This window comes from Paracoccus sp. ME4 (genome assembly GCF_046736325.1).
Taxonomy (GTDB): domain Bacteria; phylum Pseudomonadota; class Alphaproteobacteria; order Rhodobacterales; family Rhodobacteraceae; genus Paracoccus.
On sequence record NZ_CP151277.1, the window covers coordinates 32,501 to 47,840 of the forward strand.

18 protein-coding genes are annotated in these 15,340 nt (G+C 65.2%); 9 read left to right on the forward strand and 9 right to left on the reverse strand.

The window, feature by feature from the left end; all coding sequences use genetic code 11:
* Positions 1-24: 24 nt before the first annotated feature.
* Both AACG61_RS15615 and AACG61_RS15620 read right to left on the reverse strand, forming a co-directional pair.
* Positions 25-912 carry a leucine-rich repeat domain-containing protein gene (locus AACG61_RS15615; protein ID WP_411839886.1) on the reverse strand — a complete coding sequence of 296 codons (888 nt, stop codon included), beginning with the start codon at positions 910-912 and terminating at the stop codon, positions 25-27.
* 92 nt (positions 913-1,004) lie between these two features.
* A complete protein-coding gene (locus AACG61_RS15620; protein ID WP_411839887.1) occupies positions 1,005-2,177 on the reverse strand; it encodes a UMUC-like DNA-repair protein in 1,173 nt (390 codons plus the stop codon).
* A 142-nt stretch (positions 2,178-2,319) separates the two neighbouring features.
* Between AACG61_RS15620 and AACG61_RS15625 the strand changes: the two genes are divergently transcribed.
* Positions 2,320-2,628, forward strand: a complete 309-nt coding sequence (locus AACG61_RS15625) for a hypothetical protein (protein WP_411839888.1) — start codon at positions 2,320-2,322, stop codon at positions 2,626-2,628.
* A gap of 9 nt (positions 2,629-2,637) precedes the next feature.
* Here the strand turns inward: AACG61_RS15625 and AACG61_RS15630 are convergent, their stop codons facing one another.
* Complete coding sequence (locus tag AACG61_RS15630) at positions 2,638-3,018, reverse strand: hypothetical protein (RefSeq protein ID WP_411839889.1); 381 nt, start codon at positions 3,016-3,018, stop codon at positions 2,638-2,640.
* 248 nt (positions 3,019-3,266) lie between these two features.
* Between AACG61_RS15630 and AACG61_RS15635 the strand changes: the two genes are divergently transcribed.
* Together AACG61_RS15635 and AACG61_RS15640 are read left to right on the forward strand one after the other, a co-directional pair.
* The gene (locus AACG61_RS15635; protein WP_411839890.1) at positions 3,267-3,566 is read left to right on the forward strand and encodes a hypothetical protein; all 300 of its coding nucleotides are present in this window, start codon (positions 3,267-3,269) and stop codon (positions 3,564-3,566) included.
* Between the two features lie 73 nt (positions 3,567-3,639).
* Positions 3,640-4,848, forward strand: coding sequence for a hypothetical protein (locus tag AACG61_RS15640; protein WP_411839891.1), 1,209 nt, complete (start codon positions 3,640-3,642; stop codon positions 4,846-4,848).
* Here AACG61_RS15640 and AACG61_RS15645 read toward each other — a convergent pair whose 3' ends face one another.
* The 3 genes from AACG61_RS15645 to AACG61_RS15655 all read right to left on the reverse strand — a co-directional run bounded on the left by AACG61_RS15645 (position 4,849) and on the right by AACG61_RS15655 (position 7,706).
* Positions 4,849-5,625, reverse strand: a complete 777-nt coding sequence (locus AACG61_RS15645) for a hypothetical protein (RefSeq protein WP_411839892.1) — start codon at positions 5,623-5,625, stop codon at positions 4,849-4,851. It lies immediately after the preceding gene.
* Positions 5,626-5,926: 301 nt separating this feature from the next.
* Positions 5,927-6,493, reverse strand: coding sequence for a hypothetical protein (locus AACG61_RS15650; protein ID WP_411839893.1), 567 nt, complete (start codon positions 6,491-6,493; stop codon positions 5,927-5,929).
* A gap of 133 nt (positions 6,494-6,626) precedes the next feature.
* Entirely contained in the window at positions 6,627-7,706 is a 1,080-nt protein-coding gene (locus AACG61_RS15655) for a DUF475 domain-containing protein (protein ID WP_411839894.1), read from the reverse strand.
* Positions 7,707-7,971: 265 nt separating this feature from the next.
* Here AACG61_RS15655 and AACG61_RS15660 point away from each other — a divergent pair, with 265 nt between their 5' ends.
* Complete coding sequence (locus AACG61_RS15660; protein WP_411840131.1) at positions 7,972-9,570, forward strand: FMN-binding glutamate synthase family protein; 1,599 nt, start codon at positions 7,972-7,974, stop codon at positions 9,568-9,570.
* A gap of 69 nt (positions 9,571-9,639) precedes the next feature.
* Here AACG61_RS15660 and AACG61_RS15665 read toward each other — a convergent pair whose 3' ends face one another.
* Positions 9,640-11,442 (reverse strand): GIY-YIG nuclease family protein, encoded by a 1,803-nt coding sequence (locus tag AACG61_RS15665; protein ID WP_411840132.1) that lies wholly within the window; start codon positions 11,440-11,442, stop codon positions 9,640-9,642.
* Between the two features lie 114 nt (positions 11,443-11,556).
* Between AACG61_RS15665 and AACG61_RS15670 the strand changes: the two genes are divergently transcribed.
* The 5 genes from AACG61_RS15670 to AACG61_RS15690 all read left to right on the forward strand — a co-directional run bounded on the left by AACG61_RS15670 (position 11,557) and on the right by AACG61_RS15690 (position 14,273).
* The gene (locus tag AACG61_RS15670) at positions 11,557-12,231 is read left to right on the forward strand and encodes a hypothetical protein (protein ID WP_411839895.1); all 675 of its coding nucleotides are present in this window, start codon (positions 11,557-11,559) and stop codon (positions 12,229-12,231) included.
* On the forward strand, positions 12,231-12,911 hold the full coding sequence (locus tag AACG61_RS15675; RefSeq protein ID WP_411839896.1) for a hypothetical protein: 681 nt from the start codon (positions 12,231-12,233) through the stop codon (positions 12,909-12,911). The genes AACG61_RS15670 and AACG61_RS15675 overlap by 1 nt, the downstream gene beginning before the upstream one ends.
* Positions 12,908-13,156 (forward strand): hypothetical protein, encoded by a 249-nt coding sequence (locus AACG61_RS15680; RefSeq protein WP_411839897.1) that lies wholly within the window; start codon positions 12,908-12,910, stop codon positions 13,154-13,156. Before AACG61_RS15675 ends, AACG61_RS15680 begins: the two co-directional genes overlap by 4 nt.
* 32 nt (positions 13,157-13,188) lie before the next feature.
* Complete coding sequence (locus AACG61_RS15685; protein ID WP_411839898.1) at positions 13,189-13,320, forward strand: hypothetical protein; 132 nt, start codon at positions 13,189-13,191, stop codon at positions 13,318-13,320.
* A 92-nt stretch (positions 13,321-13,412) separates the two neighbouring features.
* Positions 13,413-14,273 carry a hypothetical protein gene (locus AACG61_RS15690; protein ID WP_411839899.1) on the forward strand — a complete coding sequence of 287 codons (861 nt, stop codon included), beginning with the start codon at positions 13,413-13,415 and terminating at the stop codon, positions 14,271-14,273.
* An 11-nt stretch (positions 14,274-14,284) separates the two neighbouring features.
* Here AACG61_RS15690 and AACG61_RS15695 read toward each other — a convergent pair whose 3' ends face one another.
* On the reverse strand, positions 14,285-14,512 hold the full coding sequence (locus AACG61_RS15695; RefSeq protein WP_411839900.1) for a hypothetical protein: 228 nt from the start codon (positions 14,510-14,512) through the stop codon (positions 14,285-14,287).
* A gap of 62 nt (positions 14,513-14,574) precedes the next feature.
* Positions 14,575-14,994, reverse strand: a complete 420-nt coding sequence (locus AACG61_RS15700; RefSeq protein ID WP_411839901.1) for a hypothetical protein — start codon at positions 14,992-14,994, stop codon at positions 14,575-14,577.
* Positions 14,995-15,340 lie beyond the last annotated feature (346 nt).

Consider the following 15,340-nt stretch of genomic DNA (forward strand, 5'->3'; position numbering starts at 1 on the left):
AGCCCGGACCGGGCCTGGCCGCGATCAATACTTGACGTCGATCGTGCTCACGAGGCGGAACAGGGCGGACGCCCCTTCCCTCGAAAGGGGCGTGTCACGGTCTCGCATGATGTCGAAGGTCGTCTTCTGACCGCTGATGTCCAGCTTCCGCAGGGAAGGCATCCCGACGATGTCCGGGGTGACATTCCGCAGCAGGTTCCCACTCAGATCGATCGAGTGAACATGCACCAGCGCATCGATCCCATCCTGCACCGTGTCGATCAGGTTGTTCTCGAGATCGATCCTCTGGAGCGAGATGGCCTTGTAGAGGCTGCGCGGGACGGTCCTGATCCTGTTGTCGTCGATGCAGATCGCCTGCAGAAGCGGCAGCGAACCCACCTCGTCGGGGATCTCCGTGATGCCATGATCCTCGTTGATCATGAGATGGCGGAGCGCGCCCAGGTCGCGCAGGTTTCTGGGAACGCCCTGCTGCTTGTAGACCATGGAGTGGAAGGGGGTCATGTCCGGGATCTTGTGGTCGTTCGCCCATTCGATGATGCGGCCATAGAGGCGCGCATTGTCGGCCACATGGCCAACGAGCGCCTTCGAGCCGGCCCACAACCTGGCGTTGATCCGGGAGAAGTCCCCGGACTTGGCCGCCCGGGCCAGGTCGTGGCCGGTCGCCCCGGTCATCGAGGTGATCGTGTAGGAGAGCTGGATCGCATCGTTCACCTGCAGTCCGACATCGATCGGAAGGCCGCTGACCGCGCCGCAGGCCGCGTTCGAGAACCATTCGATGGCACGCGGGCTGTCGAGCTTCGATCTGAACTGGGCAACGAGCGGATGGTCCGGCGTCGCGGCCTTGGGTTTCGAGAATGGCCACATGATCTGGATTTTCCCACGCTGATTTCGCCGAGCACTCTCTTCGCGCATGCAAATGGCGGCCGCAACCCGGTCCTCTTGCAGGAGGCCGGATGGAACCGGGTCGATCCCGGCAAACGCCGTCCCTCGCAGCGCCCAGGAGGTTAACCCTTCTCGAAGAATCCGGGATGCGGCGCGTTCTGCCCGACGCGGATCGTCCCGTCTCCGAACCGCTCGTTGATCATGTCCATCGCGCGCGATGCCAGCTCCCCGGCATGGCGTTCCGATGGCTGCAGCCCGAACAGCAGATCGCCGTTGCGCTCCGAGATCGGCGCGGTCTCGTCGAGCTGGATGCCGATGGTGATGAGCTTGCGCCCCCGGATGGCCGGCCAGGCCTCGCGCCACAGCCAGCGGTTCAGCTTCAGGAAATGGTGGGTGTCCTGCCGCGCCTCGGACTTGACGGCGCGCGACCAGCGCCGACCCTCGATCGTCTGGACGGACAGGCCGAACCGGGCCGCGGTCTTGCCGTTGATCCGGAGCCGCACGCAAGCCTTCTCGACCAGCCAGCGAGCCACAAGGTAGGCCTCGGCCGGGGATCGGTATTCGGGCGCCAGGACCTTGGACTGTCCGATGCCGCCCGACTTAGTGTCCTGAAGCGGGATGTTCTCGCATTGCAGCGCCCGCACGAAACGCTCTCCCTCGACGGAATTCCAGATCCGGCGGGCATGCCGCGGATCCAGGGAGCAGAGCTGCTCCATGCACGTGATGCCGGCGCGGTTCAATCGCTCCGACATCCCGGTGGAGATTCCGGGCAGATCATCCAGCGCTAGGTGGGAGATGGCTCCGGGCATGTTCGAGGCATCGAGCCAGCGGAAGCCGTCCGGCTTCTGGAGCTTCCCGGCGATCTTGGCCAGCAGATGGTTCGGTCCGGCCCCGGCGCTGAAGCGAAGGCACTCCCCGACCTCGTCCCGGACCGCCGCCTTCATCCGTCGGACCAGGCGCTCCAGTCCGGGAAGTTCGGTCGCCTCTCCGGACAGCGCGATCTGGAACTCGTCGACGGACCGGATCCGGTAGAGCTCGGCGTGACGGTCGAGCACCTCGGCGACCCGGAGATTGTAGCGCACGTAGAGCCGATGGCGGCTCGGGCGGAAGACGATCCCGGGGCACATGACCCGGGCGTCGCGCACACGCGTCCCGGTCTTCACCCCGAAGGCCTTCGCCTCGTAGGATGCGGCGACGCAGGCCCCGTGATCGCCCTCCGTCGAGGTGATGCCAAGGGGCACCCCGCGAAGCGCAGGATCGACCTGGCTTTCGACCGACGCGTAGAAGCTGTTCATATCTATGTATAAAACCCGGAAACGCATCCGTGCCCCCGAAGAATCAATGACAGACGTTCTTGCTACGTTCTATCCTCTGAGGCTACAAGCCCGCAACGACGTGCAGGTTCCTGGGCGTCTGCGCGAACAGGATGAGGATCGAATGGACCGTGCTTCCCAGCTCAAGAACGTGGCTTTCGGCGGGGCCTGGTCGCAGGACATCCCGCGGCGCGAGCGTTTCGCGGAGGCGGTGCGGTTGCTGAAGGGCTGCCCGGACCGCACCCGCGTCGAGGACCTGCGCGAGGATCGCGCGCTGGCCGACGCGATCGGCGTCCTCTGCGATGCCAACCCGAAGGGCGAGACGATCCGCCACTCCTGGGAGAGGGCCATGACCATTCCGGATGCCGGGGTCCGAAGCCTCGAGCTTTTGCGGCTGGTGAGGGCGATCGAGGTCTGGGTATCGGGCAGGTAGGCGGCGCCGCTACGGCAGGGGGGATGCTTCCGGCTCCGGGGCGATCTGCCGCTGCAGTTCCATCTCGTCGCACCATGCCGAGAACCCGGCCAGGAAAGGACGGATGTTCAGGGCGTCCGCCCAGCCCGCGAATCCCACGAAGCCATCCGGGTTGAAGGTGACCGCCTCGCGGTCGTCGAAATGTTCGGCGCGGCAGCGGATCGAGATGAGACGGCCATCGGCCCTGTCCAGGACGCGGGTCCTGCGGCGATCGATGCGCATCGCGAATTCCGCGTCCTGCATGGCCTCCTGCAGGAGGTTCTCCAGCCTGCGAATGTCGCCGCGATCGAGATCGGCGGCCGCAATGCCGAGCATGGCGAACCTCGCGCGTGCATCGTCCCTCGTCTTCATTCCGATCCCCTCCACGGTTCCTTCCGGCAGATGCAGACCATCCTAGCATATGCGAAAGACACAAACCACTTTCATCGGATCCAGTGCATCCGCACCGCGTTGTGACAGGAGCCGTTCAGCGGGAAGAAGGGAGATGCTTGACTATCGCAAAAAACGCATGAAAGGATTCATGGAAAGATCTGAACCGGTTTCCCTCATGGTCAGGATCGGGACTTGGGTTGGCCCCCGAGCCCGAAGAAGGTGGGCATATGGATCGCATGGAACAGCTGAGAAGCGTCGTGTCAGGCCAGGGTTGGTCTCCATCCAGACGGGATGAATACGACGATGCGATCACCCTCCTGCGACAGGCTCCTGAACTGACCCTTTCCCGCGACCTGCGGGGAGACGAGGACATGGACGGGGCGATCGAACTTCTGTGCGAGGCGAGCCCGAAGGGGGACAGCGTCCGGAAGTCCTGGGACCGCGCCCTCGGCATGCCGGATCCGGTTCAACGCTCCCGTGAGCTTATCCGGATTGTCCGCATCATCGAGATGTGGGTATCTGACTGAAGCGGACGGACACCGGCCATCCCGGCAAGGATGGGCGGGAGATGATTTGCCGCATCATAAGCGGAGATTGACGATGAATGACGTTGTCGAAGCCCTGAGACGCATGAAGCAGAACTTTGGCATGCGCGAGCGGACCGGAGGGCGCGGGCGTCCGTCCGGACAGGCCGATACGCTCGATGCACGATCTCCATCCTTCCGGGCGTGGCTCGAGGCATCCGAGGCCGATGCGCTGCCCGACATCACGGACGAGACGGTCCGCATCAGGCGACTGGCCTGGAATTCGGCATCCTTTCCGGATCTGCCAAAGCTCAACGAGCGGCTTGCGGAGAACGGAATGTCGATCCGTGCCGCACTGCACTTCCCGGCCGGCCTGCTTGATGAGGTCGGCATTTCCGGCGAACGGATCGTCATCAGCTCGGAGGTGCCGCATGAGACGATCGGCATCCTGCTGCGCAATGCCGGCCACTGGCCGGCACCGGAGGAGGCCGCGGCACGCTCGCGCGGAATGCCGACCGAAGACGTCGTTCCGGACATGGCCCAGGCGCTCCAGCGTGCCGGCGGGGACTTCCGGTTTCTGATCGATGGGCCCGCAGGGCTGTCCAGGGTAACCCGCCATTTCGAGACGGTGCGCAAGGCCGCTCATTTCGGAGGCACCCCTCCGCTGGTGGACACCCCCTCGGCGGAACTGCTCCATGACCTGCAGACCGCCGGCACCCGCAAGACGAAACGACTTTCGGATGCAGAGATCGCGACAGCCTTCGGGCAGGATCCCGACAGCATCACCGGTGGATCCGACACCCAGGCCGCATCCATCCGACGGCTGTCGCTGATGCTCGAGCGGGTCGGAATGGACATCCGGATCGCAATGCCGGACCCGGCCTATGGGTGGGTCGTGGCAGACCGGCTCAACCGCTCGAGCACCTTCGCCAGGCTCGCGGGAAGCCTCGACGAGAAGCAGGCCAAGTCCGTCAGGAAGGCGCTTGCCGATCCGGGCAAGTTCGGCCTCAAGGAGATCCGCAAGGCCTTCACCGCCGCGGGTTCCGAGGTCCGGTTCGTCCTCTGCGGTCCGGAGAAAGGCCACGAGGAGGTCTTCGACGGCGGCGCGATCGTGAGCGAACGCACGCTCCGGATCATCAGCCGGCGCGATTGGGAGCGTCGCAAGGCGGCCGGAGAGGAGATGGGAGAGGACCGGGAGGGCCCGGGCGACGAAGATCAGACCCGCGAGGACGGGACCTCGGCCGATGTTCAGACGCCAGAACGCGACGAGGGTCCCGAGCCCTGATCAGGGCTCAGGGGACGCGCCCTCCGGCTGCTCCCCGGGCGCCCTTTCCAGGCGGGAAAGGAACCGGGCCGCGCGCATCACGCCGCGGCCCGCCTTCCATGAGATCTCGACCCCGATGCCGTCCCGGAAGAACGTGGCCGATGATCGCATCAGGGATCCGTCCTCACCGGCCAGGGCCGTCGTGAACCCGGCCTCGTCGAGGCGTTGCGCAGCCTCGGGGCCGGTCCGGGCCCCTTCGACGATCTCCGTGACCTCGACGCGCATGCGGCTCTGGGCGAGGAGCATGTCGCGGTGGCGGGCCAGGTAATCCTTCCGCATCTCCAGAAGCCAGGCGCCGTCCTCTGCCAAGACCGGCGCACGATCCTGGCCCGGGGTCGGCCGGATCATGAGGCTGGCCTGCGAGGCGCTCAGATGCTGCCCGTCCTTCGTGAAGCGCATCCCGGAATAGGTATGGGAGCCGTCCTCCTCCTGCCTGATCTGGGGCAGGACGTCGTAGCCGGCGTCGCGGATCGAGCGCATCATCGCACGGAAGTTGTCACCCGCAAGCGCGGCCTCCCGCAGATCCATGGCCATGCGGTATCCGCTCTCCGACAGCGGGTTGATGAATCTCACCCCTCCGAAGCGGACTTCCTCCCCGGGCTTCGGCAGCGCCTCCAGAGGCCAGGGGGAGGCCTGCTCGCCGCGGCGGGACAGCCGGGCCTCGGCCTCATGGGGGTCCTTGCCCAGGGCCGCGCGCAGCCATCGCCGCTGCTCGACAGTCAGATAGGTCTTCTTCATCCTTTCCGGGTCGTCCTGGGCCCGGACGAGTCCATACTCGCCACGCTCCCATCGTGCGGAGCTTCCATCCGGGAAGACCGCCTCGCCCTTTCGGGGGCGGCCGCTCCTGAACCGGTCGGTGATCGTGAGGTCGGTGGCTCGGGGCATGTCGGATCTCCAGCTTGCAGCAATCCTACCAGGAATCTGCGAAAATGAAAAATGCAGTCATCACTGCGTAAGGCCCGCGAACAGAGGTTCGCGGGCCTGGGCAATGTTTTGCGAGGGAGTTGGCGCCCCGATCAGAATGATCCCGGGAGACGACTCATGCCTTGCGACCCTCAAGTTCCGAAAGAAGCAGATCGCGAGCTCGGCGCGCATTCAAGATGTTCCAGGGAGCGGCAAGGGCGACGCAGAAGCCCACAATGCCGCTCACGAACATAAATACCGGGACGACACTGTCGCTGAATGCGGGGTGTTCAACCGGCAGAAAGAGCTGCTCCGACAGATATGCGGCAGCGATGAAGACGTGGAGACAGGCGCCGACATGCAAAGCGCAGGTCACGACGAAGGTGAGCCTTCCCAGGCTCGCGGTCCTCCGACACGTCGCACGATAGGTCGCCTTGCGTTCTGCCTTCTCTCTATCGGTCAGGTCCGCCGGCATGCCCACGTCGAGGATTTTCTGCAGCTCCTTCTCAAACTTGCCCAGCACACAGGTGCCCGTTGCCAGGCAGGCAGCGCAGAGAAGAGCGATGACAGGCCCGTTCTCGAGGACCGAACCCGGAATGATTGCCGTTCCCAGCGCCGTGAGGATCGAGCAGGTGGCGACGAGGAGCGTCACCAAGACCTCGAGAAGCTCCCCGGACCTGTCTTTGAGGGCGAGAAAGAGCACGGCCAATCCGAACGGAATTGCGAAGCACGAAAATTAGCGTTCGAAGATCGACACGGATCTGGTCCTTGTTGAATGAATGGTCGGCACAAGGCGCATGCGGGAGGCCGCATGCGCCACGGGGGAGGCAGATCGATCAGACGACCGGGATGGCCTCGGCAGGCTCCGCCTCATCCTCGGGATTCGCCTTGTTCCAGCGGATCGAGGACCACAGCGCGATGCCGATCAGGACGGCGCCGAACAGGCCGGTGAAGACCTCCGGGATGTGGACGAAGGAGGCCGAGAACATCACGCCGGACAGGATCAGGATCGACCAGAAGGCGCCGTGCTCCAGGTAGCGGTATTCGCCCAGCGTGCCCTTCTCGACCAGCATGATGGTCATCGAGCGGACATACATGGCGCCGATGCCCAGGCCGATCGCGATAAGGAACAGGTTCTGCGTCAGGGCGAAGGCGCCGATCACGCCGTCGAAGCTGAACGAGGCATCCAGGACCTCCAGGTAGAGGAAGGCGCCGAAGCCGCCCTGAGCCGCCGCTTTCGTGGCCTCCTGCTGCGCGTCGAGCAGATGGCCGACCAGCTCCACGGCCAGGAAGGTGATCATGCCCCACAGCGCCGACATCAGGAAGGTCTGGGCCTCGGCGCCCTCCAGGTAGGAATGGAAGGTGAAGATCACCGCCAGGGTCACCAGCACCTCGAAGCCCTTCGCGCCGCCGGCCTTGGCCAGCAGGGCCTCGATGCCCGGCACCCAGTGGACCTCCTTGTCGCCGTCCAGGAAGAAGCTCAGCGCCACCATCATCAGGAAGGTGCCGCCGAAGGCCGCGATCTGCAGATGGGCCGCGCCCACGATCGCCGCATAGCCTTCGGGGTCGGTAGCAGCCAGGCGCAGCGCCTCGATCGGCCCGATATTCGCGGCCACGACGACGATGAGCACCGGGAACACGATCCGCATGCCGAACACGGCGATCAGGATGCCCCAGGTCAGGAAGCGCTGCTGCCAGACCGGCGTCATGGTCTTCAGCTTGTTGGCGTTGACGATGGCATTGTCGAAGCTCAGCGAGATCTCCAGCACCGACAACACCGCCGCGATGAACAGGAAGGACAGCGCGCCGGCCATCGAGCTTTCGTAGTAGAAGCCGATCGCGGCCGCGAGGACGAGGCCGATCGCGGTGACCGCAAAGGACCATCCGAAGTAGGACAGCGTGGAACGTTGGGACATCAGGGCGTATCTCCGGTGTTTCTGATATTCTTTTTCACATATATCATGGTCGTCGGGCCATGCGAAACAGCAAATCGGCATGAATGCGAAATATTCTACGCACGGAGTGCTTTCGATCATCCGTCACATGTCCGATGCAGGTCGGCACTGTCGGATCGTCCGGCTCCGTGATACATGGAATTTCGCAACCTGTAGATCGAACTCGTTCCGGAGCAAGTCCTTGGCGAAGAAGCATACCGATATCCGCTACATCCCGTTCGCGCTCATGGTGCTCCTGTCGGCGGTCACGGCGCCGCTGGCGATCGCCTGGAGCCCCTGGGTGGCGCCCGTCCTGATGGTGTCCCTGGTCCTGACCTGGGTCGGGTATCGCGACATTCGGCAAAGGCGCCATTCCGTGCTGCGGAACTACCCCATCATCGGGCACATGCGCTACATCTTCGAAAGCGTGCGCGCCGAGCTGCGCCAATACCTCATCGAGGGGGACCGGGAGGAGCTGCCCTTCAGCCGGGAGGAGCGGGGCCTGGTCTACCAGCGCGCCAAGGGCGAGGAGGACAAGCGCCCCTTCGGGACGATGGAGCAGGTCTATGCGCCCGGGTTCAACTGGCTGACCCATTCGATCGCCGCCAAGGTCATCACGGATTTCGACTTCCGCGTCTCGATCGGCGGGCCGGACTGCCGCCAGCCCTACCTGGCATCGATCTACAACATCTCCGGGATGAGCTTCGGCTCGCTCTCCGGCCCGGCCATCGCCGCGCTCAACCGGGGCGCCCGCAAGGGCGGCTTCGCGCATGATACCGGTGAAGGCGGCATCAGCAGCCATCACCGCGAGGGCGGCGGCGACATCATCTATCAGGTGGCCTCGGGGTATTTCGGCTGCCGCAACGAGGATGGCAGCTTCTCCGCGGAGCGTTTCGCGCAGCAGGCGACCGACCCGCAGGTGAAGATGATCGAGGTGAAGCTGAGCCAGGGCGCCAAGCCCGGTCATGGCGGCATGCTGCCTGCCGCCAAGATCACCAAGGAGATCTCGGAAGCCCGCGGCATCCCGATGGGGGTGGACTGCATCTCCCCGCCGTCCCATTCGGCCTTCTCGACGCCGGCCGGGCTTCTGGAGTTCATCGCCCGGCTGCGGGAGCTGTCGGGCGGAAAGCCGGTCGGCTTCAAGCTGTGCATCGGGCACCGCCGGGAGTTCATGTGCATCGTGAAAGCCATGATCGAAACCGGCATCACCCCGGACTTCATCGTGGTCGACGGCAAGGAGGGCGGGACCGGCGCCGCGCCGCTCGAGTTCGCCAACCGCGTGGGCATGCCCATGCTCGACGGGCTGCATTTCGTCCACAACACGCTGCGCGGCGCGGGGCTGCGCGACAGGATCCGCATCGGGGCGGCCGGCAAGGTCGTCTCGGCCTATCACATCTCCCGGGCCATGGCGCTCGGGGCGGATTGGTGCAACTCGGCGCGCGGCTACATGTTCGCCATCGGCTGCATCCAGGCGCAGGCATGCCACACCAACAAGTGCCCGGTCGGGATCGCCACGCAGGATCCGCGCCGCGCGGCCGCGCTCGATGTGGGCGACAAGAGCGACCGGGTGGCGCGCTTCCACCGCAACACCCTCCACGCCCTGGGCGAGCTGGTGGGTGCCGCAGGCCTCTCCCATCCGTCCGAGTTCAGTCCCTACCACTTCATGTTCCGCGCACGCGACAAGGAGTTCCAGGACGGCAACGAGGTCTTCCCGGAGCTTCCGGACCGGTTTCTCCTGGAGGGCTCGGATCACCCGGAGCTGCAGCCCTGGCTGGATCGCTGGGGCAGGGCGGACGCCCGGACATTCGCGCCGTTGAGCATGCCCCGTAGCCGTTTCGCTGCCTGAGCGCCTGGCGATCCGGACTGTGATCGGCCCGGATCACCTGATGCGCCCCCGCGCAGGGCTCGGGCCGCGTCAGGCGTCCGCGGCCGGCGATCGCCGATGTCGTTTCAGCACGCTCGCCTGCTCCGCCCTCGTCATCCAGCGGCAGTTCTCGGGCGTGTAATCCTTTGTCCTGTCCAGGCGCGAGAATACCATGCCGGGTTCGGGCGCCGGGCCCACATCGGCCAGGAAGGCATCGAAACTCCGCCATGCATCGCAGATGGCCACGCCGGGGATGTGGTCCTTCGAGCCCGGATTGAGCGCCCCGTGGATGATGGCGGACCAGGCCTTGTATTCCTTCGTCTTGACCAGGCTCTCTCCGGGCCTCGCCGGGGTCCGGACGTCGACGCGGCCTCTCGCGATGCGTCTCTTCGCGGCATGCTCGCTGATGCCGAGGGCCTTGGCGACGTATGCGATCGCGGCCTTCCGGCTGGGGAAGGGCAGGTCCATGACGACGATCGGCCGCCTGTTCGCGCCGCCAAGCGCCCCGCCGCGATTGCCGTTGAACCCGTCGGGGATCAGGGCCCCCAGCGCCTCGATCCAGTAGATCTCCTTCTGCTCGAGATCGACCTTGGCGACGCCGCGGTCGATGATCGTCATGGCGAAGGCGTCGGGCCCATAGGCCCGGATCGCCGCATGGAGAGATTGCTCCCCGGTGATGGCATTGGATGAGGCGTCCCGGAGATGCTTCTCCCAGCGCCGCGCGGGGTCCTGGATGGTAAGCCCCACGTATTTCTTGCCGGAGGCGCGGTGCTCGATGCTGTAGATGATCCCGTCGCCATGGCCCGGGTTCGGAACGCGGCCGAAGGCGAGATCCGGATCCATGCCCGCGGAGAGCCATCGCTTGATCGTGTTCGTCGAGGCAACGGGCCGCAGGGCCCTCGCGGCGGCCTCGACATTGGGATAGCGCGTGCCGGCGACCGTGACGGTGGTCGTGAGCCGCTCGCCGCGGAGGCTCTCCACGCTGAAAACCCGCTCCTCGGACATGCCCGCCTGCTGCCTCTTCAAAGCGGTGTGGTAGTCGACGCCGCGTTCGGCGCAGAGCGCCTTGAACGTGCCCTGCTTCCTGCGTCCGATGGCGCAGACCGGGCAGCCGCCGCCCCTGATGTGGTTGCCGATCGCGATCCGGAAGTCGCCGTGACTGCGGCAGGTCACCGTCACCTTGCCGGCCCAGGAGGCGAAGACGAAGCGGTCGTAGCCGTAGGTGTCGCCGTGGCGCTCCGCGAAACGCGCGAGGATGCTGGAACGGGTCCGTTCCGCATGGTCCTCGACGGGGTTTCCGGCGGCGTCGATTGCTCCGGACAGTATCTCCGACCGGCAGTGGCTGCAGCCGTGGTGCCCTTTGACATGCGCGTTGTAGGCCTGGGTGAACCACGCATCATGCCGGATGCAGCGGATCTCGAGCTTCAGGTATGATAGCGCCTCGCCCTCGGGGACTCGGCTGTAATCATACCGGTCCCCGAGATTGGCGACGCAGCTCCGGATGAAGTCCTCGCGGGTCTCGGTCGAGCGGGCATCGAAGCACCGCCGGCACCCCACGCCGCGGGCATGGTGGTTCGGGCTCACCAGGAAGACGCCATGATCCGGGCAGATCACCTCGACCTTGGTCTTGGAATCCACGTATGCGACCAAGCCATAATCGTAGCGATCGCCGTGGGCGGCGGCGAAGTCCCGGATGATCTCGTCCTGCGTCTTCTTCCTGGGCATCACGGGCTCTGCAAGAGTGATCCTCTGGGTCTGCAGTCTAGCCGCATTGTCGGCCTTGCCCAGTCCCGGGGCCGGCATCATCGACATGTAAACGGCGCGGGACGTGTGGATGCGAAAGCGCTTGATCATGAACACGCTTCGGAATATTAATTTCGCATATTCATTCTCTCAGCAGGCCATCGTGGGCGGTGGCCAGGGAAACGCAAAGTCAGGTTGCTCGATTGGGGCGACGAGGAGAGCATCATGGCACGTGGCCAGATCAGGCACAGCCCCGGCAAGGGCAAGAAGATCCAGTCCTTCCCCTTCGATGTCGAGCAGGAGGCCGACGGCCGGGTCATCACCCGCAAGGTCATGATCCATGCCTATCTGCAGTCGCGCTACGAGGAGGCCTCGGAGCCGCCGAAGGCGGTTCTGGCCACGCAGTTCTACCTGGAATGCGACACGGATGACGGCGCATCGGAGCAGGAATACGGCACGGATCTCAACGCCTGCCTGAAGGCCATGCGCGCCAAGCTCGATCGTCGCTACATGATCGCCTGGAAGCGCTGGCTGATGGTGAAGGTGGAGCGCGAGCGCATCCATGACGGCACCGGTGCCGGCGTGACGCTGTCCTGGACCGACATCGAGCGCGGCGTGACGCTCGACGGCGACGTGCTGATGCGCAGGTTCAATGCCTGGGGCGACTTCAACAACCGTTGGGAGGTCTCGCCCTGGCCGGAGGTCTTCAAGGACAAGAACGGGCGGGTCGTGGCCTGCATCGAGGCGACCGAGGCGAACGTCAAGGCGCTCGAGGCCTTCGCGGAAAAGCTCAACGAGCTGCGCAAGACGCTGGCCGCCTTCGTGGCTCCGGACCGCATCGAGGAGACGCTGGCCATGATCAGTTCGGGCGATCTGAAGCTTCTGGGCGGCAAATCGTGATGCTGACGGATCTGGGCGGCGCGTGTGGCGGACAGGGTCCGGACGAGGCGCCGGAGGCCGCGCTGATCGAGGCTCTGATCCTCGTGGCGGAGCATTGCGATGACAGCGCGATGCGGGCCATGGCGGAGCGCACCCTGAAGGGATACCGTTCCCGCTGCGAGGCGGATCGCGAGGCTGCGGGGGAAGCGCTGTCCACAGCGCCGGATCCGGCGCGCGATGCCTTCAGGATGAACCTCGGCAAGCTGAACGCCGCGATCGCCGCGCAGGAGCAGGTGGCGCCTCGCGGCAATGGGCCGCTGCCGGTCCCCGAGGAGGTCGCGCGTTTCCTGGATGGGGTGATCGGCGTGGTCGAGGCCAACCGCTTCGAGGCCTCGCGCCTGTGGCGCGAGCATCACGACAAGAGGACCTGGATCGAGCACCGCAGCGGCTTCGGCTGCACGGTCGGTTACCGGCACGGCGATCCGGTCTGCATCAGCCTGCTGACCGCGACGGTCGACGGGCACAGGATCCTCTTCTACCACCCCACCAGCCCAGTGGTGGACTGGGGCCTGATCGATGCCTGGATGGTCGCGAACCTGCCGAAATCCGCGTTCCGGAGCGGTTCCGATGTCGTGAACCGAACCGACTCCATGAACTTCACGATCATCTTTCCCCTTTCGCAGAGAGCGTCGTCCGAATGACGACGCTTGAGCTGAAGGCCTCCGACCTCGCGCGCAAGAGCGGCTTCATCGATGGGGACGCGGTGGCGCTAATGATCTGGCGGCTGGAGGACAGCGGCGCCATTCCGGGCATCGAGGCCCGTGTCGAGGCGCTCGATGCGCCGCGGGACATCCTCGACGAGGAGGGCTGCCCGGGCCATACCGGCGACCACAAGATCTGGTCGCACTGGTGCGCCGGCATCTCGCGCCGCTTCTGCCCGGGCTAGAGATCCTCGATCACTTCTCAGCGCACAACCCGGTGCGCTGCGGAGCGGAGCATGCCGATTTCTGCGTCGCATCCCGACTGAACGTGACGCTGGGGCCCGAGGAACTGCTCCAAGCGCTCGAGGAGCTCGAGGCCGCGCTGGGCGAGGCCGCCCCATCGCGCTGAGCCGGGTGCGCCCGGGCCGAAAGACCGGAGTGCGGATTGTCCTGCAGGAGGACCTTCTCCATAAGCTGGACCAGCACAGTTACGAGGGCGCCATGGCCGGCTACGAGAGATGCGTTACCACCTTCATCGATATCATGGGATTCAAGGCCCTGTTGGCCAGGAAAAAGCCTGATGAGATCGCCCGGGACCTGTCCCGCTTCCGGAAGTTCGCGCAAGGCGACGAGCCGGGTGAGATCCGGGTGATGACGGATTTCACGCTGCAAAGCCGGGTGCATGCGGAGATCGTCTCGGACGCGATCGTCCGGGTCCGGACCACGGATACCGACTACCGAGATGGGGCCCTCCACTGGGAACTGCTCGATCTGCTTCACATCCAGATTCAATGCATCGATGCGGGCATCATCCTGCGTGGCGCCCTGAAGATCGGCGACATGCATGTCGGGGACCGCTTCTGCGGCCCCATCTTCGGCCCCGCCCTCGCGGATGCCTACCTCATGGAGGAGAACGAGGTGGTCTACCCGATGATCGCCGTCGCAGAGGATTCCCTCATGGAGCAAATGAGAAACCCGGCTCTCTGGCGCGAGGGGAACTCCCAGCGCGATGAAGTGCGCCAGATCGAACGTCTCCTGAAAGAGGATGATCGCGGCATCCTGTTTCTCGATTACCTGCGCGCTGCATATGGCGAGATCGGTCGCAGATCAGCGGACTGGATCCAGTTCATGGAGCGGCACCGCGACCTCATCATCCGCGAGCTGCAGGCCGAGCATCCCGACCCGGTCCGAGTGAAATACGAGTGGCTCCGCAGATACCACAACGACACGGTGTCAACGGCGCCCCAGGACTTTCCGGGGGCTGATGCGCATGACGATGCTCAGGGAGACATCCTGAAATCGCCCGAATGGAGCTGGCTCGAGGATGTCAGGTCCGGGCTGCTCGTGCCCGAGGAAATCTGACGGGGCGGCGATCATCGGGCGGCCGCCGGCGCCGGATCATCGACCCCGGCCGGGCCCATGGCAGGCCGCAGTTCCGGCCTGATCTCGTAGAGCCGGCGCAGGGCGGCCTCCCCGAAGGCCTCGACCTTCGGGTTCCAGGTCACCGTCCAGCCGGCCCTGATCCGGAAGGTCCGGCTCACCCCGCCCGCGAGCGGCACGGTGAAGAGCGCGGAGCCGTCGCCGCGGTGGTCGTAGGCCATCCGGAAGGTCCAGCCTGGGGGGATGAGGTGGCGCCACGGGCGCGGCTGAGCCTGCCGCCCGGTCATGCTCCGGTCTTCTGCTTCCCGAACGCACCCCGAAGACGCGTCGCATGGCTCACCGAAAGATCGCCGAACCGGGCGCCGCGGCGAGCCTCGGGCGGGTCCAGTCTTTCGGCTTCGGCGATCATGGCCTGGATCTGGGCCCGCACCGGCTTGCGGGGATCGAAGGGCTCCCGCAGCACGACCGAATTCGCCCACCGGTCGAAGTCCAGGTCGCTGATGTCGATCAGGGTTCGACGCTCGTCGCCGATGTGCCCATCGAAGGGGTATTTCCGGGCCCACGCCGCGAAGTCCGTGATCCGGATCCGGCGCGCGCCGAGGCGAGCTGTGATCTGCACCGGCTCCACGCCCCCGAGATAGGGCGCCTCGCCATTGCGGCGCAGCCATGCGATGGCCTGGTTCTTGATGTGGCGGCGCGACATGCGTCGGTCCTCCTCGTTGGTCGGGAGCAAGCTGGACGTGACTGCGCCGCATCCGAATTACCGATAATGATATTCGCATATCTGAATGCTCGCAAGATTTACCGGTCCATCATCCGCATTTCTTGAGCAGTTGATGCAATAGGACATTCTTCCGCATTGGCTGAGTAATCGGACGAAGAAAAAGCGAATGTCACTCTTGCGATCCAGCCTGGATCGTCTATCATCGCGACATGGAAAACGCATCGATCAGCCTCGTGCATCTCTGGTGGCCCGCCCTCTGACGGCGGCCACTTCCGGATTCCATCCACTCTCGATCCCGAACATGCCGCCCGCCATTCATGGCGCG